Below are 23,663 nucleotides of genomic sequence, written 5' to 3' on the forward strand. Positions count from 1 at the left end.
GCCGGACAGGCGCGTTGTCGCGGCAGCTTAAATCGTCGTGTGGCGCGCGCGGGCCCCGCGCTCGATAGCGGCAGCGGACAGCTTTTCGATGCCCAGCGTGTCGCGCAGCAATTGCAGAAGGCGAAGTTCTTCCTGCTGCACGGTCAGATCGGCCGCGGCAACCTCCACGGCGAGCGCATAGGCGGTTTCGTGCAGATGCTCGGGCAGCGCGTCGCGCACCAGGCCGAACACCGCTTCCAGCCCGCCATCTTCCTGCAGGATCTCGCCGCAATCTTCCGCGATTTGCACAAGAAGGTCGGAGGAAAAATTGTCGAAAACCGGCAGCGTCGTCACGATCGTGCCGATCTTGCGCAGTTCCTTGTCGCTCATCGCGCTATCGACGGCGGACATCGTGACCATCACATAGATGAGCGCGGTATGGGGGTTGATGGTTTGCGGCATGAAACTGAACCTCGTTACCTTGTGTTGTCCCGCCGGCAGGGAAGCCGGGGCGGAAGGGCGCCCGACAGTAGGATTGCTCGGCCTTAATCGCAAGGGCGGATAAGAGCCGGAAATTCAAAGAAAATCGCGCACTTTTTCAAGCGTTTCGGCAAGTCCCAGCCGCTCGATGGGCACTTCAGGGGGAAAAGCGGTGGTCAGCCGTGTCGGCAGGCCGGGATCGAGCAGAATGAAAACCCCTTTATCCCCCGCCGAGCGGATCAGCCGCCCGAAGGCCTGTTTGAGCCGCAGGCGCACGATCATCTCGTCATATTTGCGCCCGCCAAAGGCCTCCCGCCGCGCCCGGTGCAGAATATCGGGCCGGGGCCAGGGCGTGCGGTCGAAAACGATCATGCGCAAGGAACGACCGGGCACATCCACCCCGTCGCGCACCGCATCGGTGCCCAGCAGACAGGCTTTTTCCTCGGCACGGAAAATGTCGACCAGCGTACCGGTGTCCATCGCATCGATATGCTGGGCGTATAGCGGCAGGCCCGCTTCTTCCAAAGGCTCGCTGAGGCGCTGGTAGACGCCCTGCAGGCGGTTGATCGCGGTAAAAAGGCCGAGCGCGCCGCCGCCCGACGCCAGAAAAAGCTCGCGGTAGGCAGCGGCCACATGATCGGCATTTTTCTTATCCACATCGCGCACGATGAATATACGCGCCTGCTCGGCATAATCGAAAGGTGAGGCGAAATAGGCGCGGGCCGAGGCGGAGGGAAGATGCGCCGCGCCCGTGCGGATTTCCGCCTGCGCCCAGCTTGGAGCAAAACCATCATCGGGCGTCTCTTCCTCGCGTTCATCGCGCAGTGTGGCGGAGGTGATGAGCACGCCCGGCGCGGGCGCGAGCACGGTTTCAGCCAAAGGCTCGGTCGGGTCGATCCAGTGCCGGTGCATGCCGACATCGACATCATTGCCGCCCTGCCGCTCGATGGCGAACCAGTCCGTAAAGCGTGGCGCTTCCGGGTTGGGATCACCTGCCGCCTCGTCGATATCGAGGCCGGCCAGCGCCTTGAGCATGTGCCGCCATCCGGCAATGGCCGTGCCCGCGCGCCGGTCGAGGCCGCGAATGGCGGCATCGAAACGGATGCGGGTCGCGGTCTCAAGGCTGGAGGCTTCTTCATCGAGTGTGCGGCGCAGAATATCGGCAAGTGCCCGCATCGCCCGCTCAAGCCGGGAAAGGGCGGCATCGAGTTTCGGCGCTTCTTCCGAAACGCCTTCCGAGACGGGCAGCACATCGCACTCGACCGAATAAAACCCGCCTTCATCCCGCCCCCTTGCGCGCACTTGGGCGTGGACGGCGGCAAGGAACCTTTCGGCTGGCCCATGCGGCTGGCCCTGATTGAGGCGGCTCTGCCAGCCGGGCCCCGGCAGTGCCTGGGCGGCATCGAGCACCGCTTGCAGCGCTTCTTCGCCTTCCGGCGTACCGGCCACCAAATCGCCGATCCGCCCGCTCAGGCCCCGCGCACGGCCTCTGCGGCCCGCCTCCGGCCCGCGCAGCCAGCGGCGCAGATCGGAGCCTTCGAAGCCCGACAGATGACCGGAAAAGGCCGCGTCCGCCGCATCGAAAAGATGATGGCCTTCATCGAAGATGAGCCGGGGCGGCAGTAACTTGTGATCGGGCAGCTCGTCTTCGGCGCCTGCGGCGTGCTCGGCGGGGGCGGTGTCATCGCCGTTTTGATGAAAGGCGAAGTCGAGGGCGGCCCGGTGCAGCACGAGCGCGTGATTGGCGATCACGATGTCTGCATGACGCGCTTTGCGCAGCGCTTTTTCGATGAAGCATTTCTTGTAGTGGGGGCAGGAAGAATAAACGCATTCCCCGCGCCGGTCCGTCATTTCCGCGGCAAGGCGCGGGCGCCCGAGCGCGGCGGGAAGCCAGGCGGGAAAATCCCCGCCCACCATGTCCCCGTCGCGGCTGTAAAGCGCCCAGCGGGCAATGAGCGCGGTGGCGATGAAGTCCGTTCCGGCAGGCACCCGGTTCGTTGCTTCTTCCAGATTGAGCAGACAAAGATAGTTCTCCCGGCCCTTGCGGATGACGACTTTTTCCTGCCGCTCGGCAGGGTCCGGGAAAAGCCGTCTTGTTTCCTGGTCGATCTGGCGCTGCAGGTTTTTGGTGAAGGTGGAAATCCAGACGGGGCCTTTATTCGTCTGCGCCCAAAGGCTCGCCGGGGCAAGATAACCGAGCGTTTTGCCGATGCCTGTGCCCGCTTCGGCAAGCAAAAGCGAGGGCATGCCGGGCGCAGGTTTAGGGGCGAAGGCGTGCGTGGCGCGGGCCGCATAATCGGACTGGGACAGGCGCGCCTCGGCGCCGGGACCGGTAAGCTCGGCCAGCCTTTGGCGTGCCGCTTCCGGCGGTACGGGGTCCTGGGAGGGCGGGGGCGGGGGCGCGCGTTCTTCCCATTCTTCCAGCTTGCGCCAGATGCGCAGGCCGTTTTCCCCGCTCAGCGCGCGCCGTCCCTCGGGCGGTTCGCCAAGCGCTGCCAGCACCGCCTCGCCCCAGCTCCAACCGGCTTTGGCAAGGGCATTCGCCAGCGCGCGCGCTTCTTCTTTATCCGGGTAAGCCGGGCTTGTGAGCTCACCAAGCAGCGCCTCGGCGGCCTCGAAAAGAAACAGCGCTTCGGCCTCCGCTTCTCCCGGCACCGGCAGGCCAAGCGCCCGGGCAAGCCCTTGCGGTGTGGGCAAGGTGAAACGGGCGGGCCGCACGAAGGCAAAAAGATCGAGAATGTCGAATGTGCCCGGATGAGGCTGCGCGCGGCTCCGGGGGCCGGTCAGGCGGCGCAGCGTGAAGCCCCGGTGACAGAGAAGCAGCGGCGCGCTGGCAAGCTTTTCGCCTGCCTCGCGCGCGGAAAGCTCGTCCACCTCCCCATCCGTGCTAACCAGCACCGCGCCGCGTGCTTTCAGCCCCAGCGCCTTCGTGTCGGGCAACAGGATGGAAGCGCCGTTTGGCGGCGAATCGAACGGGGGAGCAGCAGACATGGCCGCCAGTATAGGCGGCGCCGGAGCTTAAGAAAGCGGTTCCCTGAAGGAGGGCGTTTCAGGCGATGTCGCTCAAGCGCTTAGGCGCGGGTAGATTTGCCTCAAGGTGGTCTCGGCGTTTTTCAGCCGGTTTTCAAGGCCGGGAATATGCGCCTTTGCCCCTTCCGTGCCGGGCGGGGAGAGGCTGAGCTGGCGGGCCGCCTCGCTGAGATATGTAAAGCCGAGCACGTTGGACGTATCGGCAAGGCGCCGTGCCGCCGCCGTCAGCAAGGCGCGGTCGTTCTGGTTGGCCGCATCCGACAATACATCCCAATGGCCGCGCAACTCATCGAGCGCGCGCTGAAGATGGGCGATAAACGCATCCGAGCCCATGCGGTCTTCGAGCATGTAAAGGCGGGCGAGATCGACCAAGTGGGTTCCCTCCGCCTCCATATCGCTTTCTTGCTGCAGTCTCAGGCCGGGATGTTTGGGCACGGCGAACCAGATCGTGGCGCCGAAACCGGGCGCGGAATCGACACCGATGCGTCCGCCCATCAGCCCGATCAGCCTTTGGGCGATGTTCAGGCCCAGCACTTCCTCGCTGTAAAGGGAATGGGCGAGGGGAAGCGGGATCTCGTCGGTAAAGATGTCGAGTGACTGGGTGCTGCCTTCAAACGACGTGGAGGTCACGGAAAAGCGCACCGCCTCGCATGAATAGGCGTTGGACGAGGCAGCTTGCAGCACGAGGCCGCCCTTCTCCGTGCCGGTGAGAAGATAGGTGGCGATATTGGTCAGGATCTGCTGCAGACGGGCCGGATCGCCTACCATTTCACGGGGCACTTCGTTGCCCCAATCCACTTCCAGCGACAAGCCGGGGCGCAGTTTCGTGTGGCGCAGCAAACGGGCGACCTGCTCGATCTGGTCTTTGGGCGCAAAGACCTGGGTATCGAGCTTCAAGGTCCGGCTTTCCATCGCCGTCAGGTCGGCGGCATCGGCTAGCATCCGGCCGATCAGGTGCGATGTTTCCTGAATGGTGCGTACCTGTTCGTCATCGGCGTTATCTTTTGCAAGCTGTGCGGCGGCATCGGTCAGGCCGGCCAGCGGGGCGCGGATACCTTGCGAGATCATGGCAAGCAGGTCGCGCCGCGTGCGCTCGGACATGCGCAGCAATTCATGCGCTTTTTCCGCATCGCGGCGTTTTTGTTCGGCGGCGGTATGCGCCCGCTCCAGCCGTTCCACAAGGCCGGTATTTTCAAAGCGCAAGCGGATGCTTTCACTGTTCGAACGGTGAAGCTGCTTGATCCAGCCGGTCAGCGCGGCGGCGGTCAGAAAGGCAAGCCCGACAAGCAAAAGCCCCTGCGGGCCGCCGAACAGGGCAAGGCAGGCCAGCGTCGGCAAGCCGATCGTTGCCATATAGATGTACATGGCTGTCGGGTAGGAAAGACGCATGATCACGCTGGAAAGGCACAGCATGGCGGCGATCAGCGTGAAAAGCGCCTGATATTCGAAAGGCACCAGAGGCAGCCAGCAAACGGCGCCGATGGCCCAGGTAGCGCCCGACCAGATGCAGTTCAGCGCATAGGCCCGCGCCCATTTATCGGCCCGTTCCGCGCGCTTCGGGTCGGCATAAAAGCCGCGGCGCAGATGGTTGAACATGGTCTGCGCGCCGGCCTGATTGGCCAGCATGAGGGCAATCGGCCAGGCAGGGGCGATGGTGGCGAAAATCGCGCCGACGGCCAGAATACCGATGAACATGGTAGCGGAACCGGGGCGGCCCAGATCGAAAAGCAGCCGGATTTGTTCGGCCAGCACACGCTGGTCGATCTGCCGCTTCGAGATGGCCTCGGCCTCTTCTACGTTAAGCATGCTGTAACGCCCCAAATTCCCGCCCGTGCGCGCTTCCTGCCCGCATCGTGATTGACGGAATACGTGGGAAATCATAGGGTCCGGCGCTTTCGAAACCTTTAAGAAAACTCGCCCGTTTTCCTAAAAGGCGAAACGATCCACAGGAGATCACCATGACGAGTGAGGCGTTGCGCGAGATTGCGCAGGACAGCAAGGCCTGGCCCTTTGAGGAAGCCCGTAAGCTATTGAAACGCCTTGAAAAGTCGAAAGTTTCGAAGGACGAAGTGCTGTTCGAGACGGGCTATGGCCCCTCCGGCCTGCCGCATATCGGCACGTTCGGGGAAGTTGCCCGCACGACCATGGTGCGCCATGCCTTCGAAACGCTGGCGCCGGGGGTGAAAACGCGTCTTCTGTGCTTCTCCGACGATATGGACGGCATGCGCAAGATCCCGGACACGGTGCCGGACCCGGCCCGGCTGATGCCGCATCTGCAAAAGCCGCTTTCGGAAGTGCCGAACCCGTTCGGCGGCGATTTCGACAGTTTCGCTGCGCATAACAATGCGATGCTCTGCCGGTTCCTCGATGCCTATGGCTTCGAGTATGAATTCGCCAGCGCCACCGAGTATTATAAGGCCGGCCGCTTCGACGAAAAGCTGCGCGAGGCGGTGGAGCGCTATGACGACATCATGAAAGTGATGCTGCCGACGCTGGGTGCCGAGCGTCAGGCAACCTATTCGCCCTTCCTGCCCATTTCGCCGAAGACGGGCCGGGTGCTTTATGTGCCCATGAAGCATGTCGATCCGAAGGAAGGCACGATCACTTTCGACGATGAGGACGGCGAGGAGATTACGCTGCCGGTGACGGGCGGGCGCGTGAAGCTGCAATGGAAACCGGATTTCGGTATGCGCTGGGCAGCGCTCGGTGTCGATTTTGAAATGTTCGGCAAGGACCATCAGTCCAACGCGCCGATCTATGACAATATCTGCCGCATTCTCGGCGCGCCGGCGCCCGAGCATTACGTTTACGAGCTTTTCCTCGACGAGAACGGGCAGAAGATTTCAAAGTCGAAAGGCAATGGCATTTCGATCGACGATTGGCTGGCCTATGCGACGACGGAAAGCCTGTCGCTTTTCATGTATCAAAAGCCCCGCGTCGCAAAGCGGCTCTATTTCGATGTCATTCCGAAAAACGTCGATGAATATATCAGCTTCCTGAGCGCCTATCCGGATCAGGACGACAAGCAGAAGCTGAACAATCCCGTCTGGCATATTCACTCCGGCAACCCGCCGAAGGTCGATGTGCCAGTCAGCTTTGCGCTGCTGCTCAATCTCGTCAGCGCCAGTCATTCCGAAGACCCGGCGGCGCTTTGGGGCTTCATCCGCAACTATGCGCCGGGCGCCAGCCCGCAGACCCATCCGGATCTCGACCGGCTGGTCGGCTACGCGATCAATTATTTCCATGATTTCGTCAAGCCGAACAAAAAGTACCGCGCGCCGGATGAAACGGAAAGAAAGGCCCTTGCCGATCTGGCGGGCCGGCTCAAAGAGATCGATCCGAAACTGCCTGCCGAGGAAATCCAGAACATCGTCTATGCGGTGGGCAAGGAAAACGGGTTTGAAAATCTGCGCGACTGGTTCAAGGCGCTTTATGAAGTGCTGCTCGGCGAAAGCCAGGGCCCGCGTTTCGGCTCTTTCGTTGCGCTTTACGGGGTAGAGGCGACGGTTGCACTGATCGAGCAGGCACTGGCCGGCGAAGACCTCTCTGCAGGGTAAAACTGCCGGCAGGTGAGAAAAAAGCGGGAAGCTTTCTTCCCGCTTTTTTGTTGCCCGCTTTTCCTTCTCTCGCCCGGTTCCGTTTATCCCGCATTTCGGTCATGCTCTGCGGGTGAAACATGCGATGAAACATAAAGGCCTTCTTGCGGGGCTTCTGGCTTTAGCGCTCATGCTTGCAGGCTGCGTGCAAAACTTTCCCGTGCCGCTTGAAGCGGGGCGCGCGGATATCGCCGCGTGCCGGGCAGCTTTTGCAGCTTTTGAAGAAAGGGTCGCGCGGGAGGGCGTGCGCGATCATGAGGCTGCGCCCGTGCCTGGATTTTCCTATCTGCGCAAGACGCGGCTTCTTTCTTCGTTCCGTAGTGAAGCGATGAGCGATGCGCGGTTCGATGCGTGGGTCCGCGCGCTGCTTGAAGAAGCTGCGGCGGCGCGCGGCATCGAGCTGGGCAATCTGCCGGGCGCGGCGCGCGCATCGCTTGGTGAAGCTGCGGGGCAGCGTCTGGATAATTGCGCCGCGCGTCTTGCCGCTCATGATCTTGCACGAGAGGAGGGCCGCGCGCTTTTGCGCGCGCGGATGATCCCGCCGCGCCATTATGATGATTGGGCGCGGGCGGCGGGCCTTTATCCGCTGAGCGGTATTGGCGTTGCGGCCGGTTTTGCGCGCTGGAAAGCGGCCAATCTGCCGAGTTTCGATTTGCCGCCGCATGACGGCACCTCCTATGGCCTGCCCGCTGAAAAGGAGAAGAGTCTAGACGCGGCAGCGCTTCTCTCGGACGTGAAGCGGGATGCGCTTGGGCTCTGGCATCCGGCCTTGCAAGAGGTGGAAACGCTTGCCCGTCTTTTTGCGCCGCAAATCATCGTGGCGGAAGAAAGCGCGGCGGATGTGATCGGCACGCCGTTCCTCGATGAGAAGGGCCGCGCGCAAGTGGGAACGGCGCGCGCCGCGCTTTTTGTGCGTTTCGCGCAAACAAGATGGAACGGCAAGATCCTGCCCCAGCTCGTTTACACATTCTGGTTCAAGGAGCGGCCGAAAGAAGGCGCATTCGATATTCTGGGCGGCCCGCTCGACGGGGTGATGTGGCGCGTAACGCTGAATGAGAAAGGCCGCCCGCTTGTCTATGACACCGCCCATGCGTGCGGGTGTTATCATCTCTTCTTTCCCGTTCCGCCGGTGACCCGCCGCCCGGTCCCTGCCGATGGCGATTTGCGCGAGGCGCCGCTTACCCCCCGCGCCGCGCCGCAATTGCAAGCAGGTGAGCGGCTGGTCCTGCACCTTGCCGCGGGCAGCCATTATCTCCGGCAAATTTCCGTCACAAAAAAGCCCGCTATCAAGGGGTATGATATGATGATGGAAATGGAAGCGCCCCGCTATGGACTGCGATCACTGCCTTTACGGAGTGAGCCGGTTCAAGAAGAGACAGTTCAAGAAGAGCTGGGCAAAGAAGAGGAAACGCGCCGGTCCTTTTATGGGCCAAACGGCATCGTGGCGCGCAGCGCGCGGGCCGAGCGGTTTTTGCTCTGGCCCATGGGGATCCGCAGCGCCGGGGCCATGCGTCAATGGGGCACCCATGCCACGGCCTTTGTGGGCGAACGGCATTTTGACGATGCGTTTCTTTTTCAGGAAGCATTCGATTGGCAGGAGACAGCCGAATGAACCGGATTGATGCTAAAAGAGCGCCGCACCGCTTCGGCCCTTTACTGGCCGGACTTTTCGGCTGCGCGCTTCTTTTCTGGCAAGACCCGGTTTCGGCGGAACCTTCCGAGCAGGCCTTGGCGCTTTATCATGAAGGCGATTTTCTTAGTGCCGCGAATAAGGCCGAAAAAAGTGAAACCGCCTCCGCTCTTGCCTTTGCCGCCCGCGCGCTTTTGACGGAAGCGGAACTGCGCACGCCTTATGGCGAGCGCGGCCCGCTATTCGACCGGGCCATGGAGCTTGCCCGCCAGTCGCTGCGCCTTGACGCTGCCATGATCGAAGCGCGCTTGCAGCTTGTCGCCGCGCTCGGGTTCAAGTCGCGCGCCATGGAGGGGCTGGAGGCGCATTTTTCCGGCTATCCGGAAGAAGCGCGCGCGCATCTTGATTATGTGCTTGAAGAAGATCCCGGCAATGCGCTGGCCCATGCCATGCTGGGCAGCTGGAACCTGATCATCGTGCGCAAGGGCGGCGCGTTTGGCGCCGCCGTCTATGGCGCGGATGTGGAAACGGGCATCCGTCATTATGAGACGGCGTTGACGCTTGCCCCCGGCAACGCGCTTATCGCTTATCAGTATGCGCTGCAATGCGCCGCGCTCGGCACGCCGGACAAGCTGCGCCGGGCAGAAGAATTGCTGGAGGGGATTTTGGCGCGCGAAGCGGACAGCGCCGTCGAAGAGATCGTGACAGGCCGCGCCGGTATGCTCAAAGCGGCGCTCGAAAGCGGCTCCGAGCGCGTGCTCGAGCCTATTCTGGCTGCCCATCTGGGCAAAGCGGCCATGCCGAAAAAGGACGCGGTCCCTGCTGCCGGCAGGGCGCCGGCAGAGCGGGTGCGGAAAAATTTTTCCAAGGATGCTATTGGCGCGCCCAGATAACCCGCGCGATCCAGAGTAAGTCCTCCTCGCGCAGCACGCGGTTGACGAAAGCCGGATTGAGCGAAATAAGCTCCGCTTCCCCGCCGCTCCGCCGTCCGAGTTCCTTCACCAGCACTTCGCCTTCCCTGGTTTTTGCCACCACCCGGTCGCCCCGCCGCACGGTTGCGGCGGGGGAGACCACGATAATGTCTCCCTGCCGGTAAACGGGCAGCATGCTCTCGCCGCTTATTTCCAGCGCGTAGGCATGTTCATCTGCAATGGCAGGCGCGCCGACTTCTTCCCAGCCGCCGCCGACAGGAAAGCCGCCATCATCGAAAAAGCCGCCGCTGCCGGCCTGCGCAAAACCGATCAGCGGAATGGTGCGCCGCCCTGCGGGCGGGACGCTGGCTTCCGTGCGGCTGATGAGCTGGACGAATTCATCGAGAGTGGAATCGGTTGCGGCCAATACCTTGGCCAGACTCTCCGTGCTCGGCCAGCGCGGGCGGCCATTGGATGTGACGCGTTTGGATTTGTTGAAGGCGGTCGGATCGAGCCCCGCCGTGCGCGCCAGGCCCGATGGCGTCAACCCATGCTGAACGGCCAGCGCATCCAGCGCCAGCCAGATCTGGCTATGGGAAAAGCCATGCGTCATCACGTTGCCGTTATGCTTTCATCGCCGCCGGGCGCTTGCATGCCCGGATTTCCTGCGGAGGCCTTTATGAGAACCCATCGGAGGGGAATCTACAAGTCCGGGAACTGAGATAGTCAGGTTGCGGGTATGGGAGGCGGGGGATAAAGTGCGCGCGAACCGGCCCTGCAAGCTGGGTCAGAATGGCCTGTCATCCTTCTGCATTAGCTCTGCCTCATGACCATCTACAAAATAGTCAGCACCAGCGAATGGCGCATTGCCGAAGAAAAAGGCACCTTTGACGGCGCGCCCGTCGACCTGGCCGATGGGTTTATTCACTTTTCCGCCGCCGGTCAGGTCAAGGAAACCGCTGCCAAGCACTTCGCCGGAAAGGATGATTTGCTGCTGATCGGCATCGATGAGAAAAAACTCGGGGCCGCCCTGAAATGGGAGCCTTCGCGCGGCGGCGCGCTTTTTCCGCATCTTTATGATGTGCTCGACCTTTCCGCGGTGGTCAGCCGCGCCCCTCTGCCGCTTGGGCCGGACGGCGCCCATATTTTTCCTGATTTGGAGGCGGGCGCATGAAGGCGCTTTATGCTCTTTCAAGCCATATGCTGCGTCTGCTCGATCCCGAGCGCGCGCATGGGCTGACGATCGAGGCACTGCAATGGGGGCTCGGGCCCCATGCGCCGGAAAGCCGCGACCCGCGCCTTGCCGTGAAGCTTTTCGGTCTCGATTTTCCCAATCCCATCGGCCTTGCTGCCGGGTTCGACAAGAACGGCGACGTGCCGGACGCGATGCTGAAAGCAGGGTTCGGCTTTGCGGAAGTTGGCACCACCACGCCGCGCCCGCAGGAAGGCAACCCGCGCCCGCGCATTTTCCGCCTGCCCGCTCATGAAGCGGTGATCAACCGGCTCGGCTTCAACAATAAAGGCCATGACGCCATGCTGGCCCGTTTGAAACGGCGGCAGGGGCGCGGCGGCATCGTGGGCGTCAATCTCGGCGCCAATAAAGACAGCGAAGACCGCGCCGCCGATTACGTCAAAGGCATCGAAACCTTCGAGGGGCTGGCGAGCTATTTCACCATCAATATTTCATCGCCCAACACGCCGGGCTTGCGCGCCCTGCAAAGCCGCGCGGCGCTGGAAGATCTGATTACCCGTGTACTGAGCGCCCGGAAAAGCGCCGTGCCAGTGCTCTTGAAAATCGCCCCGGACCTCATCGAAGAAGAGCTGGCCGATATTGCCGGCGTCTGCCTTCAAACCGGCATTGACGGGATCATTGTTTCCAACACCACCATCGCCCGCGACGGGCTGGTGAGCGGGGCGCATGCAGATGAGACGGGCGGTCTTTCCGGCAAACCGCTTTTTGCCCCTTCCACAGCGGTGCTGCGGCGGATGCGCGAGCTGACGGAAGGCAAGCTGCCGCTTGTCGGTGTCGGCGGCGTGTCGAGCGGGCGTGATGCCTATGCGAAAATCCGCGCCGGTGCCTCGCTCGTGCAGCTTTATACCGCGATGACGTTTCAGGGGCCGGGCCTTGTACAGGAAATTGCCTGCGAGCTCAGCGCGCTTTTGAAAGCGGATGGCTTTGCCTCGGTGGCGGAGGCTGTGGGCGCCGATGTGCCGCTGCGCCGATCTTAGTTTTTAAGCCGAAGACAAAGGAGCCTTTCATGACGGCGACGATCTATCACAATCCCCGCTGCTCGAAATCCCGCCAGACGCTGGCGCTGCTGGAGGAAAAAGGCGAAAGCCCGCAGATCATCGAATATCTGAAAACCCCGCCGAGCGAAGCCGAGCTGAAAGACATTCTGGCAAAGCTTGGCCTGTCCGCCCGCGACATTATCCGCAAAGGCGAAGACGCTTACAAAGAGCTCGGCCTTGCCGATGAGGGGCTTTCGGAAGATCAGCTCATCGCAGCAATGGTGAAAAACCCGATCTTGATCGAGCGGCCCATCGTGGTGAAAGGTGGCAAGGCCGCGCTTGGCCGCCCGCCCGAAGGCGTGATCAAAATCCTCTGAGGTCAGCCGCAGCGCCCGCGCTTTGCGCTGCAAGGCGCGGGTAATAGACCGCAAGGCTGAGTGCGCGCATCAGGGCGAACAGCGTGAAGGCCGCCCAGAGCCCGTGATTGCCGAGCGGCTGAAAAAGCCACCAGCAGGCAAGAAAGACGGAAAGGGAGAAGATTGCCGCGTTGCGCATTTCGCCTGTGCGCGTGGCGCCGATGAAAATTCCATCGAGCTGATAGCACCAGACCGAGGCAATGGGCAGGATGGCTGCCCAGACAAGATAGGTGCCGGCCAGTGCGCGCACCGGCTCCGCTGTCGTCAGAAGGGCGATGAAGAAAGGCCCGCTCAGCGCAAAACCGGCGGAAAGCAAAAGCGAGATGCCTGCGGCCCAAAGCGTTGAAAGTTTAACGGCACGCGCAAAAGCCTCGCGCCGCTTCGCGCCCAAAGCCTCCCCCACCAGCGCTTCGGCGGCAAAGGCAAAGCCGTCGAGGAAATAAGCGGCAAAAGAGACGAACTGCATCAGGATCGTGTTCGCCGCAAGCACTTCATTGCCGTGCCCCGCGCTCTGCGCCGTGAAGAATGCAAAAGCGAAAAGCAGGAGCAGCGTGCGGATCATGATGTCGCGGTTGACGGCGATGGTGCGTGTGAGTGCCGCTTTATCTTTGAGCGCGGCAAGGTTCCAGCCGCCCGGCACGGATTTAAGAACGCGGACGGCAAGAAAGAGCCCGGCAAGGGCGGCGGAGATTTCCGCGATCAGCGTGCCATAGGCAATGCCGGCAACGCCCATCTCGAAGACGAAGACGAAAAGCGCATCGAGGCCTGCATTCATGCCGTTGAGAAAAAGCTGCAAGGCAAGGGCCGTGCGCATGCGCTGCAAGCCGATGAACCAGCCGAGCAGCGCGAAATTGGCCAGCGCGAAAGGCGCGCTCCAGATGCGGATATCGAAATAAGTGCGCGCCAGCGCCTCGGCATCGGCTTCCGCTCCGACAAGCGTGAAAGCGGCAAATTCGAGCGGCAACTGCAGGAGAATGAGCCCGCAGCCCGCCGCCAGCGCGATGAAGAGGGCCCGGCCGAGGCAGGCGCGGATCTCCGCCCCGTTCTCGGCGCCATGGGCCTGCGCGGTCAGGCCGGTCGTGCCCATGCGCAGGAAACCGAAGGCCCAGTAAAGGAAAGTGAAGATGAGCGCGCCGAGCGCCACCGCACCGATATATTTCGCATCCCCAAGCTGGCCGACCGCCGCCGTGTCGATGAGCCCGATCAGCGGTGTGGAAAGCCCGGAAAGGACAACGGGAATGGCGACCCGCAGAACCTGGGCGTTGTCCGGCAACGGCTTGGAAGACGCAGGGTGCGGGGCAGGCGCGGGGGTCATCGCCTCAACCGGCGGCGTCTTGCGTGCTCTCAGGGGGCGGTGCCAGCAGGAAATGCCCATGGGCCGCGGCAATCGGCTTCATGCGGTCTTCCTGCCAGGCTTCCACCTGCACATTGGCAACGCGCCGGCCGTGTTTCGTCACCCGCGCGCGGGCGTAAGTATCGATGGGCCGGCCGGAGCGCAAGTAATCGACGGTAATGTCGATGGGCTTGGGCAAAGCATCGCCCTTGGCGTCATAGGCAAGCTGAATGATCGCCGTCATTTCCAATAGCGCGCCGATCACCCCGCCATGCAGCGCAGGCAGAACCGGATTGCCGATCAGCTTTTCCTCGAAATTGAGCACCGTTGTGATCTCGGTGCCTTTTTGATCGACGGTGATGCCGAGAAACTTTGCGTAAGGAATGGCTTCGATCAGCGCATTGAGATCGACCGTGCCGCCTTCTTCGCGGGCTTTGCGCAGGAGGTCCATCAGGCGTCCCCTTTCTTGTTGTCTTTTGCTTCAAGCGCCTTGGCCATTTGGGCAGCCATGGCGACGGGGGTTGCCCTGTTCGCGGCGAGCATGAAGGTGCCGACGGAAGTGGCGATGGGTTCATCCTCGTTTTCATCGTGATAGGCGGTGCCGCGCACGAACGCGACGTTCTGCGTCACCTTATAGCAATGAGCATGCGCCTTGATCGTCTTGCCGGGCTCGGCAGGGCGCATGTAATCGATGCGCAGATCGAGCGTTGCGATGGCGCTTCGCTCGGGCAGGGCAAGCTGCACGGCAACGCCGCTCGCATTATCGAGCAGGGTGGTGATGACGCCGCCATGAATGACGCCGGTATCCGGATTGCCCACGAGATGCGGTGCATAAGGCACTTCCAGCCAGGCATGAGACTTTTTGGCGGTCACGATTTTCAGGCCGATAGCCCGCGCATGGGGAACGTGCTGAATGAGCGCGTTTCCCGATTCTTCGACCATTTTCGTGAGCTTGTCTTCATCCATGGCAGGACCTTTCTTTTGCAACGGTGATAGGGCGCTGCCGGGAAGAGGTCAATCTGTCTGGCGCGGCAGATGTGCGCCTGGCGGGCAACATGTTGATTTAAAAAGAAAAATCTTCACACGGGAAATCTCAAAAATTGACGGTGCGTCACGAAATGATATGATGCTAAAAGCCCGGCGTATTCGGGCAAGGGGTAAACGAAAGTGCCCGGACACTTTCGCCAGGCAGCGCCTTGGCCGCTGCTTTGAAACCAGGCAGCTCCTTGGTCGCTGCTTTGAAAAGAGAAATAAATGAGCGAAACGATCGAAAAAGAGCCGTCTGCCGCCGAAGCAGGCGCAGCGGCGGCCAAAACGCTAGGCAAGCGCGAGCGCACGAAAGCCTCCAACAAGGAAGCGATTCTGGATGCCGCCCGCGAAGTTTTTGCCGAAGTGGGCTATGGGGCAGCTTCTGTGCGCGACATCATCCGGCGCACGGGTCTCGCCTCCGGCACGTTCTACAATTATTTCAAGAGCAAGGAAGAAGTCTTCGAAGCGCTGATGGATGACGGCGCGCTGCGCATCCGTCCGGTCATTCGCGCCGCCCGTCTGGCCTCGCGCACTTTCGAGGAGTTCATCCGCAACGCTTACAAAGCCTATTTCAACTATGTGTTGACCGATGAAGCGCAGTTCCGGCTGATGCGCCGCAATACCGGCGCGCTGCGCGTGCGCATGGTGACGCCGGAAGTGCTGGCCGGGTTCGATGAAATTCAGTCCTTTGTCGAAGAAGACGTGAAAAGCGGCAAGGTGCCGCCCATGGATGCGGAGCTTTTCGCCGCGGCGGCGGTGGGTCTGGCGCAGGAAATGTCCGAGCGCATGATGATGCGCGACAATCCCAATGCCGATGAGGCGGCGGAATTTGCGGCGAATTTCTTGCTCGCGGGCCTGAAGGGTGTCATCGATAGAGGCAACGCCCAAAACAACGCATAAAAATCTAAAAAAGGGGGATCCCATGAGCCTGCAGCGGCTGATCGTACGCGCTTTGATGAAACTGCCCGAAGGCGTGATCCTGAAAATGGCAGGCGGCGAGCCCGTCGAAATCGACGGCAATATCATGGACCCGCGCGTGCAGCTTCTTGCCGCGCAAGGGGCAAAGCAGCCTTCCATGGCGGCGATGAGCCCGGCCGAAGCGCGCGAAACCTCCTCTGCCGGACTTGCCATGCTGGATGATGCGCCCCGGCGCGGCGTTTCCATTCTCAACCGCACCATTCCGGGTCCTGCCGGTGAAATTCCGGTGCGCATTTACCGCCCGAGCGACAAGCAGAACGAGGCGCTGCCCGGTATCGTCTATTATCACATGGGCGGCTGGGTGATCGGCGATCTTGAAACCTGCAATCATTTCTGCTCGGTGCTGGCGGATGAATGCGGCGCGGCCGTCATGTCGGTTGATTACCGTCTCGCGCCCGAACATGTTTTCCCCGCTTCCATCGAAGATGCGCTCGCCGCTTATGAATGGGCGGTCGCAAATGGCGCTGAGATCGGCATGGATACCTCGAAGATCGCGGTGGGCGGGGATTCGGCGGGCGGCAACATGGCTGCCGTCGTCTGCCAGGAAGTAAAACGCAAGGGCGGCCAGCAGCCGGCCGCGCAATTGCTGATTTATCCCGCGACCGACCCGACGGATAAAGGCGGCTCGATGCAAAGCTGCGCAGAATGCTATCCCCTCACCAAGGAGATCATGGATTATTTCCTGGATCACGCGCTGCCTGACAAATCCAAGGAAAGTGATCCGCGCGTCGCCCCGGCGCTCAGCGATGATCTGAGCGGCCTTGCGCCTGCCATTGTCGCAACGGCCGGTTTCGATCCCTTGCGCGATCAGGGCGAGGCTTATGCGAACAAGCTCAAAGCGGCCGGCGTCGACACGCTCTACCGCTGCTATACGAGCCTCGCGCACGCCTTCACCGCCATGAGCGGCACGGTGCCCGAAGCCCGCCGCGCTTGCATCGAGCTTGCCCGCGATCTGAAGCGCCACCTTTAAAAACGAAAACAAAAAAAGGGAGGTCTCATGCGCGCGCTCAGAGTGCATGAATTGTCGGAGGATATTTCCGTCCTGCGGATGGATGAGGTTGAGCTGCCGCCGCCCGGCGAAGGCGAGGTGCGGCTTGGCCTGAAAGCCTGTTCCATCAATTTTCCGGATATTTTGATGGTGCAGGGCAAATATCAGTTCAAACCGGAACTGCCCTTTTCTCCCGGCATGGAAGGGGCGGGCATCGTGCTCGAGGTAGGGCCGGGTGTCACCACGCTCCAACCCGGCGATGAGGTCGTTGCGGGTCTGCGCATCGGCGGCTTTGCCGAGGAAGTGAATGCGCAGGCCTCTGCCTGCCGGCCCATCCCGGAAGGCATGGATTTCATCCAGGCCGCAGCTTATCCCGCAGCTTATCTCACCGCTTATGTCGCGCTTGTCATTCGCGGCAATCTGCAAAAAGGCGAAACGCTGCTTGTCCATGGGGCAACCGGGGGCGTCGGTATGGCCGCCGTCGATGTCGGCAAGTTGCTCGGCGCGCGGGTCATTGCGACTTCAGCGTCGGATGAAAAGCTCGAAGCGGTGAAAAAACGCGGCGCCGATTGCACGCTCAATGTCACGAAGGGCTTTAAGGACAAAGTGAAGGAGCTGACGGACGGGCGCGGCGCGGATGTGATTTACGATCCGGTGGGCGGTGATGTCTTCGATGAAAGCGTGCGCTGCATCGCCTGGAACGGGCGGCTGCTCATTATCGGCTTTACCAGCGGGCGCATTCCTTCCGTGCCGGTCAACATGCCGCTCATCAAAGGCTTTTCCGTTATCGGCGTGCGCGCCGGGGAGTATGGCCGCCGGGACCCGGAAGCGGGCAAGCGCAACATCGAAACGATCGACCGCTGGGCGGCGGAAGGTAAGATCGACCCTTATGTCTGCGCGACCTTTCCGCTTGAAAAAGCCGTCGATGCCATGCGCCTTCTCCAAGAGCGCAAGGCCATCGGCAAGGTCGTCGTGACGATGTGAAGGGGGCGGCAGCGCAGCGTCAAACGCTGCGCTTCGCCTTGTCCTTGTCGTTCGCGCCGCGGATCATCTCCTGCATCTGCTTCCATTCCTCATCCGTGACCTTGGAAAGGCGCGGATAGAAATTGCCGCCGCTTGCATTGTAAGCCGCGCCGTCGATGGCGATGGTCTGGCCCGTCAGATACTCGCAGCCATCCCCCATCAGGAAGGAGGCAAGGTTTGCGAGTTCCGGCATTTCGCCCACGCGGCCCATGGGAATGCCCTGGCGCGAGGCATCGCCCTCCGCGCTTTCGCCGGGGCTGAGCCGCGCCCAGGCGCCTTCCGTGGGAAAGGGGCCCGGGGCAATCGCGTTGAGGCGGATGCCGTATTGGCCCCATTCGGCGGCGAGCGACTGCGTCATGACATTGATGCCCGCCTTCGACATGGCGGAGGGCACCGTGTAAGGCCCGCCATTCCACACCCAGGTGGTGAGAATGGAAATCACCGAACCCTTGTGCCCGCCCTCGATCCAGCGTTTGCCGACGGAATGGGTCACATAGAAGGAGCCGTGAAAGACGATATTGGCAATGGCATCGAAGCCGCGGGTGGAAAGATCTTTCGTCGGGCTGATGAAATTGCCCGCCGCATTGTTGACGAGGCCGCTCAAGGGCCCTTCTGCCCAGATATCGGCAATCATTTCATCGACGGCTTCCGCCACGCGGATATCGCAGGCATGGGTTTTGACGCTGCCGCCATGCTTATCCATCAGCTCCTTGGCGGTTTCATCGAGCACCGCCTTGCGCCGCCCGCAAATGTGAATGTCGGCGCCGAGGCGCAAAAAGTCTTCCGCCATGACTTTGCCGAGGCCCGTGCCCCCGCCGGTGACGAGAATGCGTTTGCCTTTCAACAGGCCGTCGCGAAGCATGGATGTCATATCACCCTCCCTGATTGGTTTTATTTGAGAGGAAGATAGCAATTCAGCCGCCCATGGCGAGCTTTTGATGAGGCTTTGAGACGGCTTGGGGGGAAAGGCGCGGCGGACGCGGCGTCGCCCGACCGCTTTATTCCGCTTCGATCTCGGTCTTATTGGGATAGAAGGCGAAATATTCCCTGATGGGCTCGGCCTGCGCGATCGGCGTTTCGTAAGACCAGGCGGCATTTTCGATTTGCGTGTCGCCGGCCGCCGCATGCCAATGGGCCGCGTCGCCCTTTTTCGGGCAGTGGGTCACGCGGTCCGAACGGGTGAAAAGGTCCATCGCCACATCGGCGCGCGGAATGTAGAACACATCCGGCAGGCCCGTTTCATGCAGCACCAGCGCGTTGGTGGAAGCGGCCAGCACTTCGCCGCCATGGCGCACGGTGACTTTGCCTTTGTAAGGGGTAAAGCTGATGGGAGCCGGTGTCGCCATGGAATGGTCCTTCCAGTGTCAGTCTTTGCGCTGCGGCTCTTTTTCCACGAAAACGGACCAGAGCCGTACCAACAGCCATATAGGAAGCACGATCACCGCGCCCAATAGAAAATAAGTGAACGACCAGTCGATCAGATTGAAGCCCATTTCCCAGACCCGGCTGATCGTGCCCAGAAAATCTTCCCAAAGCCGCCAGGGTTCGATGCCGAAAATGGCAAGCACAATGCCCACGCCCACCGAGGCGAGGACAAGTTTGATCAAGGTGGGCAGAATGGGGCCGCCGAAAATCTTGTCCATGGGGCTTTGCTCTCCTCAGCCTTTGACCCTTAGTTCTTATCCAAAGGGTGGCCATAAAACCCGGCAGACGCAAGGCCGCAATAAGCAGGCCCCGCTTCTGCCGGAATGTGAGGCGCCTTAATCGGCGGCGTTGTAAACGGTGCGCGAGGGGAAGGGGATGGTGATCCCGCCGCGGTCGAATTCTTCTTTCACCGCTTTGGTCAGGTCGAATTTGACGGGCCAGTAATCGCCCGTCGCCGTCCAGGAGCGGGTGACGATATCGACCGAGCTTTCGCCGAGCCCCAGCACCGCGATAAAGGGTTCGGGGTCTTTCAGAATGCGCGCGTCTTTCTCGATTTCCGCCTTGATGATGTCCATCGCTTTGTTGATGTCATCGCCATAGGAGATACCAAAGGTGATGTCCACACGCCGCGTCGAATAGGCATTGTAATTGCGGATTGCCTGACCCCAGACGTTGGAATTGGGCACGATGATCTGCACATTGTCCGGCGTGTTGAGCTCGGTGGTGAAAAGCGTGAGCTCCTTCACCGTGCCGGCAATGCCGCCCACCTCCACATATTGCCCTATACGGAAGGGACGGAAGATGAGCAGCATGACCCCGGCCGCCACATTGGACAGCGTGCCTTGCAGCGCCAGGCCGACGGCGAGACCGGCGGCGCCCAGCACCGCGATAAGGCTTGTTGTCTCAATGCCGAATTGTGACAGCACCGCCAGCACCGTCACGATGATGACGAGATAACGGACAATGGCGCCGAAGAAGTTTTTCAGCATGTCATCGAAGCGCGGCATCCGCCCGAGCGCCCGCACCGCCCAGTTCCGGGCCCGGCCCGCAAACCAGAAGCCGAGAATGAGAATGGCCACGGCGCCGATTAGGTTCAGCCCGTGTTCGACCACCAGCGGCATCAGCGCGTCGGCATTATCCCGAATTAACTGCATCCATTCTTCCGGCATGGCATCCCCTTTTCTTGGTTCTTCCCGGCGGTTCGATCTATCCGGCCATCTCTAGGCCCGGGCGTTTGGCCGTCAAAGCTTGTGTTGGCCCCATGTTGGCGCGCCGGGCCGGATTCGGCCAGTTTTTTTGCGGGCTTTGCAAGGAGGGCGGGGCCGCCTTCGCTGTTTCTGCCGCGCCCCGGCCCGCTATACTGAGCCCATGAAGAATCCCGCCCTTGAAAACGCTGCGGATGCGGCCGGCCCGCTGCCTGCCCGTTTCGGCAATTGGTTCGCGCAGCGCGGCTGGCAGCTGCGCGCCCATCAGCGCGAGTTGACCGAGCTTGGTCTTGCGGGCTACTCGGCGCTGCTCATCGCGCCAACGGGCGGGGGGAAGACGCTGGCGGGTTTTCTCGCCAGCCTGATCGAGCTTTCGCAGGAAGGCACGCATCCAGGGGGCATTCACACGCTTTATATTTCCCCGCTGAAAGCGCTCGCCGTCGATGTGCGGCGGAACCTTGAAATTCCGATCGAGGAAATGGGCCTCGATATCCGCCTTGAAACGCGCACCGGGGACACGCCGCAAAACCGCCGTCAGCGCCAGCGGCGCGATCCGCCCGATATTCTCATGACGACGCCGGAGCAATTGGCGCTGCTTCTGTCTTACGAAGATGCGGCCCGGCTTTTCTCTTCGCTGCAATGCGTGGTGCTGGACGAACTTCACGCGCTCGCCAATACCAAGCGCGGGGATTTGCTTTCGCTGGGTCTTGCCCGCCTTTCAGCGCTTGCTCCTTCCATGCGGCGCATCGGCCTCTCGGCCACCGTGGCTGAACCCGATCAGTTGCGCCGCTATCTCGTGCCGCAGGTGGAAGGCGAAGAGCGGCTGAGCGCATTGGTCAAAGGGGAGGGCGGCGCGGTGCCGGAAATCGGCATTCTGACGCCGGAAGTCCGCATCCCCTGGTCCGGCCATTCGGCGCGCCATGCGCTGCCCGCCATTTACGAGGAAATCCGCAAGAACAAGACCGTGCTGATTTTCGTCAACACGCGCTCCCAGGCGGAATTCATCTTCCGCGATCTCTGGTACATCAATGAAGACAATCTGCCCATTGCGCTGCATCACGGCTCGCTTTCGACCGAGCAGCGGCGCAAGGTGGAAGCGGCGATGGCGGCAGGCAGCTTGCGGGCCGTCGTCTGCACCTCGACGCTCGATCTCGGCATCGACTGGGGGGATGTGGACCTCGTTTTGAATGTCGGCGCGCCAAAAGGTTCAAGCCGTCTTTTGCAGCGCATCGGGCGGGCCAATCACCGCCTTTCCGATCCGAGCCGCGCGCTGCTTGTCCCGGCCAACCGTTTCGAGGTGCTGGAATGCGAAGCGGCCCGGGCGGCAGCTCTTGCGGGTATTCATGACGGTATGGTGCCGAAGCGCGGCGCGCTCGACGTGCTTGCCCAGCATATTATGGGCATGGCCTGCTCGGCTCCTTTCGATGCGGACGAACTCTATGGTGAAGTGCGCAGCGCCGCCCCTTATGCGCATCTCACCCGCGCGCGTTTCGACAAGGTGCTCTCGTTCGTTGAAACGGGCGGCTATGCGCTGCGCACCTATGACCGTTACAGGCGCCTGCGGCCCAACAATATTTTCAAACAAGACCGGCGCTACCGCCTCGCCCATCCCCGTCTTGCTCAGCAATATAGAATGAATGTCGGCACCATCGTCGAGGCGCCGATGCTGAAAGTGCGCCTGGTACGCCGGCGGCCGAACTCGGGGGCGCCCGTGCGCGGCGGGCGCGTTCTCGGGGAAATCGAGGAATATTTCATCGAGCAGCTTGTCCCCGGCGACACGTTTCTTTTTGCGGGCAAAATCCTGCGCTTCGAAGGGCTGGTGGAAACGGAAGCCTATGTCACAAGCTCGAAAAGCGAGAACCCGGCCATTCCCTCTTATGCGGGGGGCAAGTTTCCGCTTTCGACCTATCTTGCCGAAGAAGTGCGGCGCATGCTCTCCCAGCCTGCAAGCTGGAAGCACCTGCCGGATCAAGTGTCCGAATGGCTGCGCATTCAAGAATGGCGTTCGGAACTGCCGGGGCTCAATGATCTTTTGGCCGAAACCTTTCCGCGCAACGATAAGTTCTATTTCATTTGCTATCCCTTTGAAGGGCGCCTTGCCCATCAAACCCTCGGTATGCTTTTGACACGCCGCCTGGAGCGGGCAGGGGCGCGCCCATTGGGGTTCGTCGCGTCCGAATATTCGCTCGCCATCTGGTGCCTGCGCGATGTCGGGATGATGGCCGAGCGCGGGGATCTGTCTCTTGCTGCGCTCTTCGATGAGGACATGCTGGGCGATGATCTGGAAAACTGGCTTGCTGAATCCAACCTGATGAAGCGCACATTCCGCAATTGCGCCGTCATTTCCGGCCTGATCGAGCGGCGTTTTCCGGGCAAGGAAAAGAGCGGGCGGCAGGTGACGTTTTCCTCCGATCTGATTTACGACGTGCTTCGCGAGCATGAGCCGGATCACATTCTCTTGGAGGCGACCTGGGAGGATGCGGCGGCAGGTTTTCTCGATGTCGCCCGCGTTGCCGCCATGCTGGGCCGCATCAAGGGTCGCATCCGTTTGAAGCGGCTGGACCGCGTCTCTCCCCTTGCCGTGCCCGCGCTCCTTGATATCGGCAAGGAACCCGTTTATGGCGAAGCGAGCGAGGCGCTTCTGGCGGAAGCGGCGGATGATTTGATCGAAGAGGCGACGCGGCTTGTCTGACCTGGCGGCAGAGCAGAAATCGGGCAGCTTGCAGGTGCTGGGCACAAAGCTTCAGCCTCTGCCTGACGGCGCGCTTTATTGGCCGGAGCGGGAAACCCTCATTGTTGCCGATCTTCATTTTGAAAAAGGCTCGGCCTTTGCCGCCAAGGGCGTGCTCTTGCCGCCCTACGATACGGCGGCAACGCTCGCGCGCCTGGAACGGCTCTGCCGGGCGCTTGCCCCTTCAAGAGTGATCGCGCTCGGTGACAGCTTTCATGATGGCGAGGCGCTGGCCCGGATGGAGGAAGGCGCACGGGAACGCATCCGCGCCTTGGCGGCAAGCACCGATTGGATCTGGATCGAGGGCAATCACGACCCCGCCCCGCCGCCCTTTTTCGGAGGGCAAGTGGAAAGCGCGGTCGATATGAAACCGCTCATCTTCCGCCATGAACCGCAAGCGGCTCCGGCAACGGGCGAGGTCGCTGGGCATCTTCATCCGTGCGCGGCGGTGCGTGTGCGCGGGCGCAGGCTGAGGCGGCGCTGTTTTGCAAGCGACGGCACGCGGCTTATCATGCCGTCTTTCGGCGCTTATACGGGCGGGCTCAATGTGCTCGACGCGGCCTTCGCGCCGCTTTTCGCCGGGCTCGAGTTTCATGCCTGGATGATCGGTGCCGAGCGCATCCATCCTGTCAAAGCCCGCACGCTTTTGCCCGATGGGGGAAGCGGCAAGGGGTAAGCGC

22 protein-coding genes are annotated in these 23,663 nt (G+C 61.7%); 11 read left to right on the plus strand and 11 right to left on the minus strand.

What is annotated here, in order from left to right; translation table 11 throughout:
- Positions 1–27: 27 nt before the first annotated feature.
- From M2A_RS10305 to M2A_RS10315, 3 genes are all read right to left on the minus strand, one after another.
- On the minus strand, positions 28–441 hold the full coding sequence (locus M2A_RS10305; protein ID WP_045446809.1) for a tellurite resistance TerB family protein: 414 nt from the start codon (positions 439–441) through the stop codon (positions 28–30).
- 114 nt (positions 442–555) lie between these two features.
- The gene (locus M2A_RS10310) at positions 556–3,450 is read right to left on the minus strand and encodes an ATP-dependent DNA helicase (protein WP_045446811.1); all 2,895 of its coding nucleotides are present in this window, start codon (positions 3,448–3,450) and stop codon (positions 556–558) included.
- Between the two features lie 72 nt (positions 3,451–3,522).
- The gene (locus M2A_RS10315) at positions 3,523–5,295 is read right to left on the minus strand and encodes a sensor histidine kinase (RefSeq protein WP_045446814.1); all 1,773 of its coding nucleotides are present in this window, start codon (positions 5,293–5,295) and stop codon (positions 3,523–3,525) included.
- Positions 5,296–5,447: 152 nt separating this feature from the next.
- On the opposite strand from M2A_RS10315, the gene M2A_RS10320 reads away from it, so the two are divergent.
- The 3 genes from M2A_RS10320 (at position 5,448) to M2A_RS10330 (ending at position 9,608) form a co-directional block, all read left to right on the plus strand.
- Positions 5,448–7,046, plus strand: a complete 1,599-nt coding sequence (locus M2A_RS10320) for a lysine--tRNA ligase (protein WP_045446817.1) — start codon at positions 5,448–5,450, stop codon at positions 7,044–7,046.
- 124 nt (positions 7,047–7,170) lie between these two features.
- A complete protein-coding gene (locus M2A_RS10325; protein WP_045446821.1) occupies positions 7,171–8,697 on the plus strand; it encodes a hypothetical protein in 1,527 nt (508 codons plus the stop codon).
- Positions 8,694–9,608 (plus strand): hypothetical protein, encoded by a 915-nt coding sequence (locus M2A_RS10330; RefSeq protein WP_045446824.1) that lies wholly within the window; start codon positions 8,694–8,696, stop codon positions 9,606–9,608. Before M2A_RS10325 ends, M2A_RS10330 begins: the two co-directional genes overlap by 4 nt.
- On the opposite strand, the gene M2A_RS10335 is transcribed toward M2A_RS10330, so the two are convergent.
- Positions 9,589–10,239, minus strand: a complete 651-nt coding sequence (locus M2A_RS10335) for a S24 family peptidase (RefSeq protein WP_045446826.1) — start codon at positions 10,237–10,239, stop codon at positions 9,589–9,591. The genes M2A_RS10330 and M2A_RS10335 overlap by 20 nt on opposite strands.
- A gap of 213 nt (positions 10,240–10,452) precedes the next feature.
- Between M2A_RS10335 and M2A_RS10340 the strand changes: the two genes are divergently transcribed.
- From M2A_RS10340 to arsC, 3 genes are read left to right on the plus strand one after another with little or no spacing between them, the layout of a single operon-like run.
- Complete coding sequence (locus M2A_RS10340) at positions 10,453–10,800, plus strand: DUF952 domain-containing protein (RefSeq protein ID WP_045446829.1); 348 nt, start codon at positions 10,453–10,455, stop codon at positions 10,798–10,800.
- The gene (locus M2A_RS10345; protein WP_045446832.1) at positions 10,797–11,855 is read left to right on the plus strand and encodes a quinone-dependent dihydroorotate dehydrogenase; all 1,059 of its coding nucleotides are present in this window, start codon (positions 10,797–10,799) and stop codon (positions 11,853–11,855) included. Before M2A_RS10340 ends, M2A_RS10345 begins: the two co-directional genes overlap by 4 nt.
- A 29-nt stretch (positions 11,856–11,884) precedes the next feature.
- Positions 11,885–12,232, plus strand: coding sequence for an arsenate reductase (glutaredoxin) (gene arsC, locus M2A_RS10350; protein WP_045446835.1), 348 nt, complete (start codon positions 11,885–11,887; stop codon positions 12,230–12,232).
- Here arsC and M2A_RS10355 read toward each other — a convergent pair.
- The 3 genes from M2A_RS10355 to M2A_RS18020 are packed head-to-tail and all read right to left on the minus strand — an operon-like array spanning position 12,219 to position 14,570.
- On the minus strand, positions 12,219–13,586 hold the full coding sequence (locus M2A_RS10355) for an MATE family efflux transporter (RefSeq protein WP_045446838.1): 1,368 nt from the start codon (positions 13,584–13,586) through the stop codon (positions 12,219–12,221). The two genes, arsC and M2A_RS10355, sit on opposite strands and share 14 nt — an antisense overlap.
- 4 nt (positions 13,587–13,590) lie before the next feature.
- Positions 13,591–14,055, minus strand: coding sequence for a PaaI family thioesterase (locus M2A_RS18015; protein ID WP_045446841.1), 465 nt, complete (start codon positions 14,053–14,055; stop codon positions 13,591–13,593).
- Positions 14,055–14,570 carry a PaaI family thioesterase gene (locus tag M2A_RS18020; protein ID WP_121881050.1) on the minus strand — a complete coding sequence of 172 codons (516 nt, stop codon included), beginning with the start codon at positions 14,568–14,570 and terminating at the stop codon, positions 14,055–14,057. Before M2A_RS18020 ends, M2A_RS18015 begins: the two co-directional genes overlap by 1 nt.
- Positions 14,571–14,858: 288 nt before the next feature.
- Here M2A_RS18020 and M2A_RS10370 point away from each other — a divergent pair, with 288 nt between their 5' ends.
- From M2A_RS10370 to M2A_RS10380, 3 genes are read left to right on the plus strand one after another with little or no spacing between them, the layout of a single operon-like run.
- Positions 14,859–15,533, plus strand: coding sequence for a TetR/AcrR family transcriptional regulator (locus tag M2A_RS10370; protein WP_052379392.1), 675 nt, complete (start codon positions 14,859–14,861; stop codon positions 15,531–15,533).
- Positions 15,534–15,555: 22 nt separating this feature from the next.
- Complete coding sequence (locus M2A_RS10375) at positions 15,556–16,581, plus strand: alpha/beta hydrolase (protein ID WP_052379393.1); 1,026 nt, start codon at positions 15,556–15,558, stop codon at positions 16,579–16,581.
- Positions 16,582–16,608: 27 nt separating this feature from the next.
- Complete coding sequence (locus M2A_RS10380; RefSeq protein WP_045446847.1) at positions 16,609–17,583, plus strand: NADPH:quinone oxidoreductase family protein; 975 nt, start codon at positions 16,609–16,611, stop codon at positions 17,581–17,583.
- 19 nt (positions 17,584–17,602) lie between these two features.
- On the opposite strand, the gene M2A_RS10385 is transcribed toward M2A_RS10380, so the two are convergent.
- From M2A_RS10385 to M2A_RS10400, 4 genes are all read right to left on the minus strand, one after another.
- Complete coding sequence (locus tag M2A_RS10385; RefSeq protein WP_045446850.1) at positions 17,603–18,484, minus strand: SDR family oxidoreductase; 882 nt, start codon at positions 18,482–18,484, stop codon at positions 17,603–17,605.
- Positions 18,485–18,620: 136 nt separating this feature from the next.
- Positions 18,621–18,968: a DUF427 domain-containing protein gene (locus M2A_RS10390; protein WP_045446853.1), complete on the minus strand. Its 348-nt coding sequence runs from the start codon at positions 18,966–18,968 to the stop codon at positions 18,621–18,623.
- An 18-nt stretch (positions 18,969–18,986) separates the two neighbouring features.
- The gene (locus M2A_RS10395; protein ID WP_045446855.1) at positions 18,987–19,265 is read right to left on the minus strand and encodes a DUF6460 domain-containing protein; all 279 of its coding nucleotides are present in this window, start codon (positions 19,263–19,265) and stop codon (positions 18,987–18,989) included.
- Between the two features lie 117 nt (positions 19,266–19,382).
- Complete coding sequence (locus tag M2A_RS10400) at positions 19,383–20,201, minus strand: mechanosensitive ion channel family protein (RefSeq protein WP_045447031.1); 819 nt, start codon at positions 20,199–20,201, stop codon at positions 19,383–19,385.
- A 214-nt stretch (positions 20,202–20,415) separates the two neighbouring features.
- On the opposite strand from M2A_RS10400, the gene M2A_RS10405 reads away from it, so the two are divergent.
- On the plus strand, positions 20,416–22,944 hold the full coding sequence (locus tag M2A_RS10405; RefSeq protein ID WP_045446858.1) for a ligase-associated DNA damage response DEXH box helicase: 2,529 nt from the start codon (positions 20,416–20,418) through the stop codon (positions 22,942–22,944).
- Positions 22,937–23,659: a ligase-associated DNA damage response endonuclease PdeM gene (gene pdeM / locus M2A_RS10410; protein WP_052379394.1), complete on the plus strand. Its 723-nt coding sequence runs from the start codon at positions 22,937–22,939 to the stop codon at positions 23,657–23,659. The genes M2A_RS10405 and pdeM overlap by 8 nt, the downstream gene beginning before the upstream one ends.
- The last annotated feature ends 4 nt before the right edge of the window (positions 23,660–23,663 follow it).

Source organism: Tepidicaulis marinus (genome assembly GCF_000739695.1).
GTDB classification, from domain to species: Bacteria; Pseudomonadota; Alphaproteobacteria; order Parvibaculales; family Parvibaculaceae; genus Tepidicaulis; species Tepidicaulis marinus.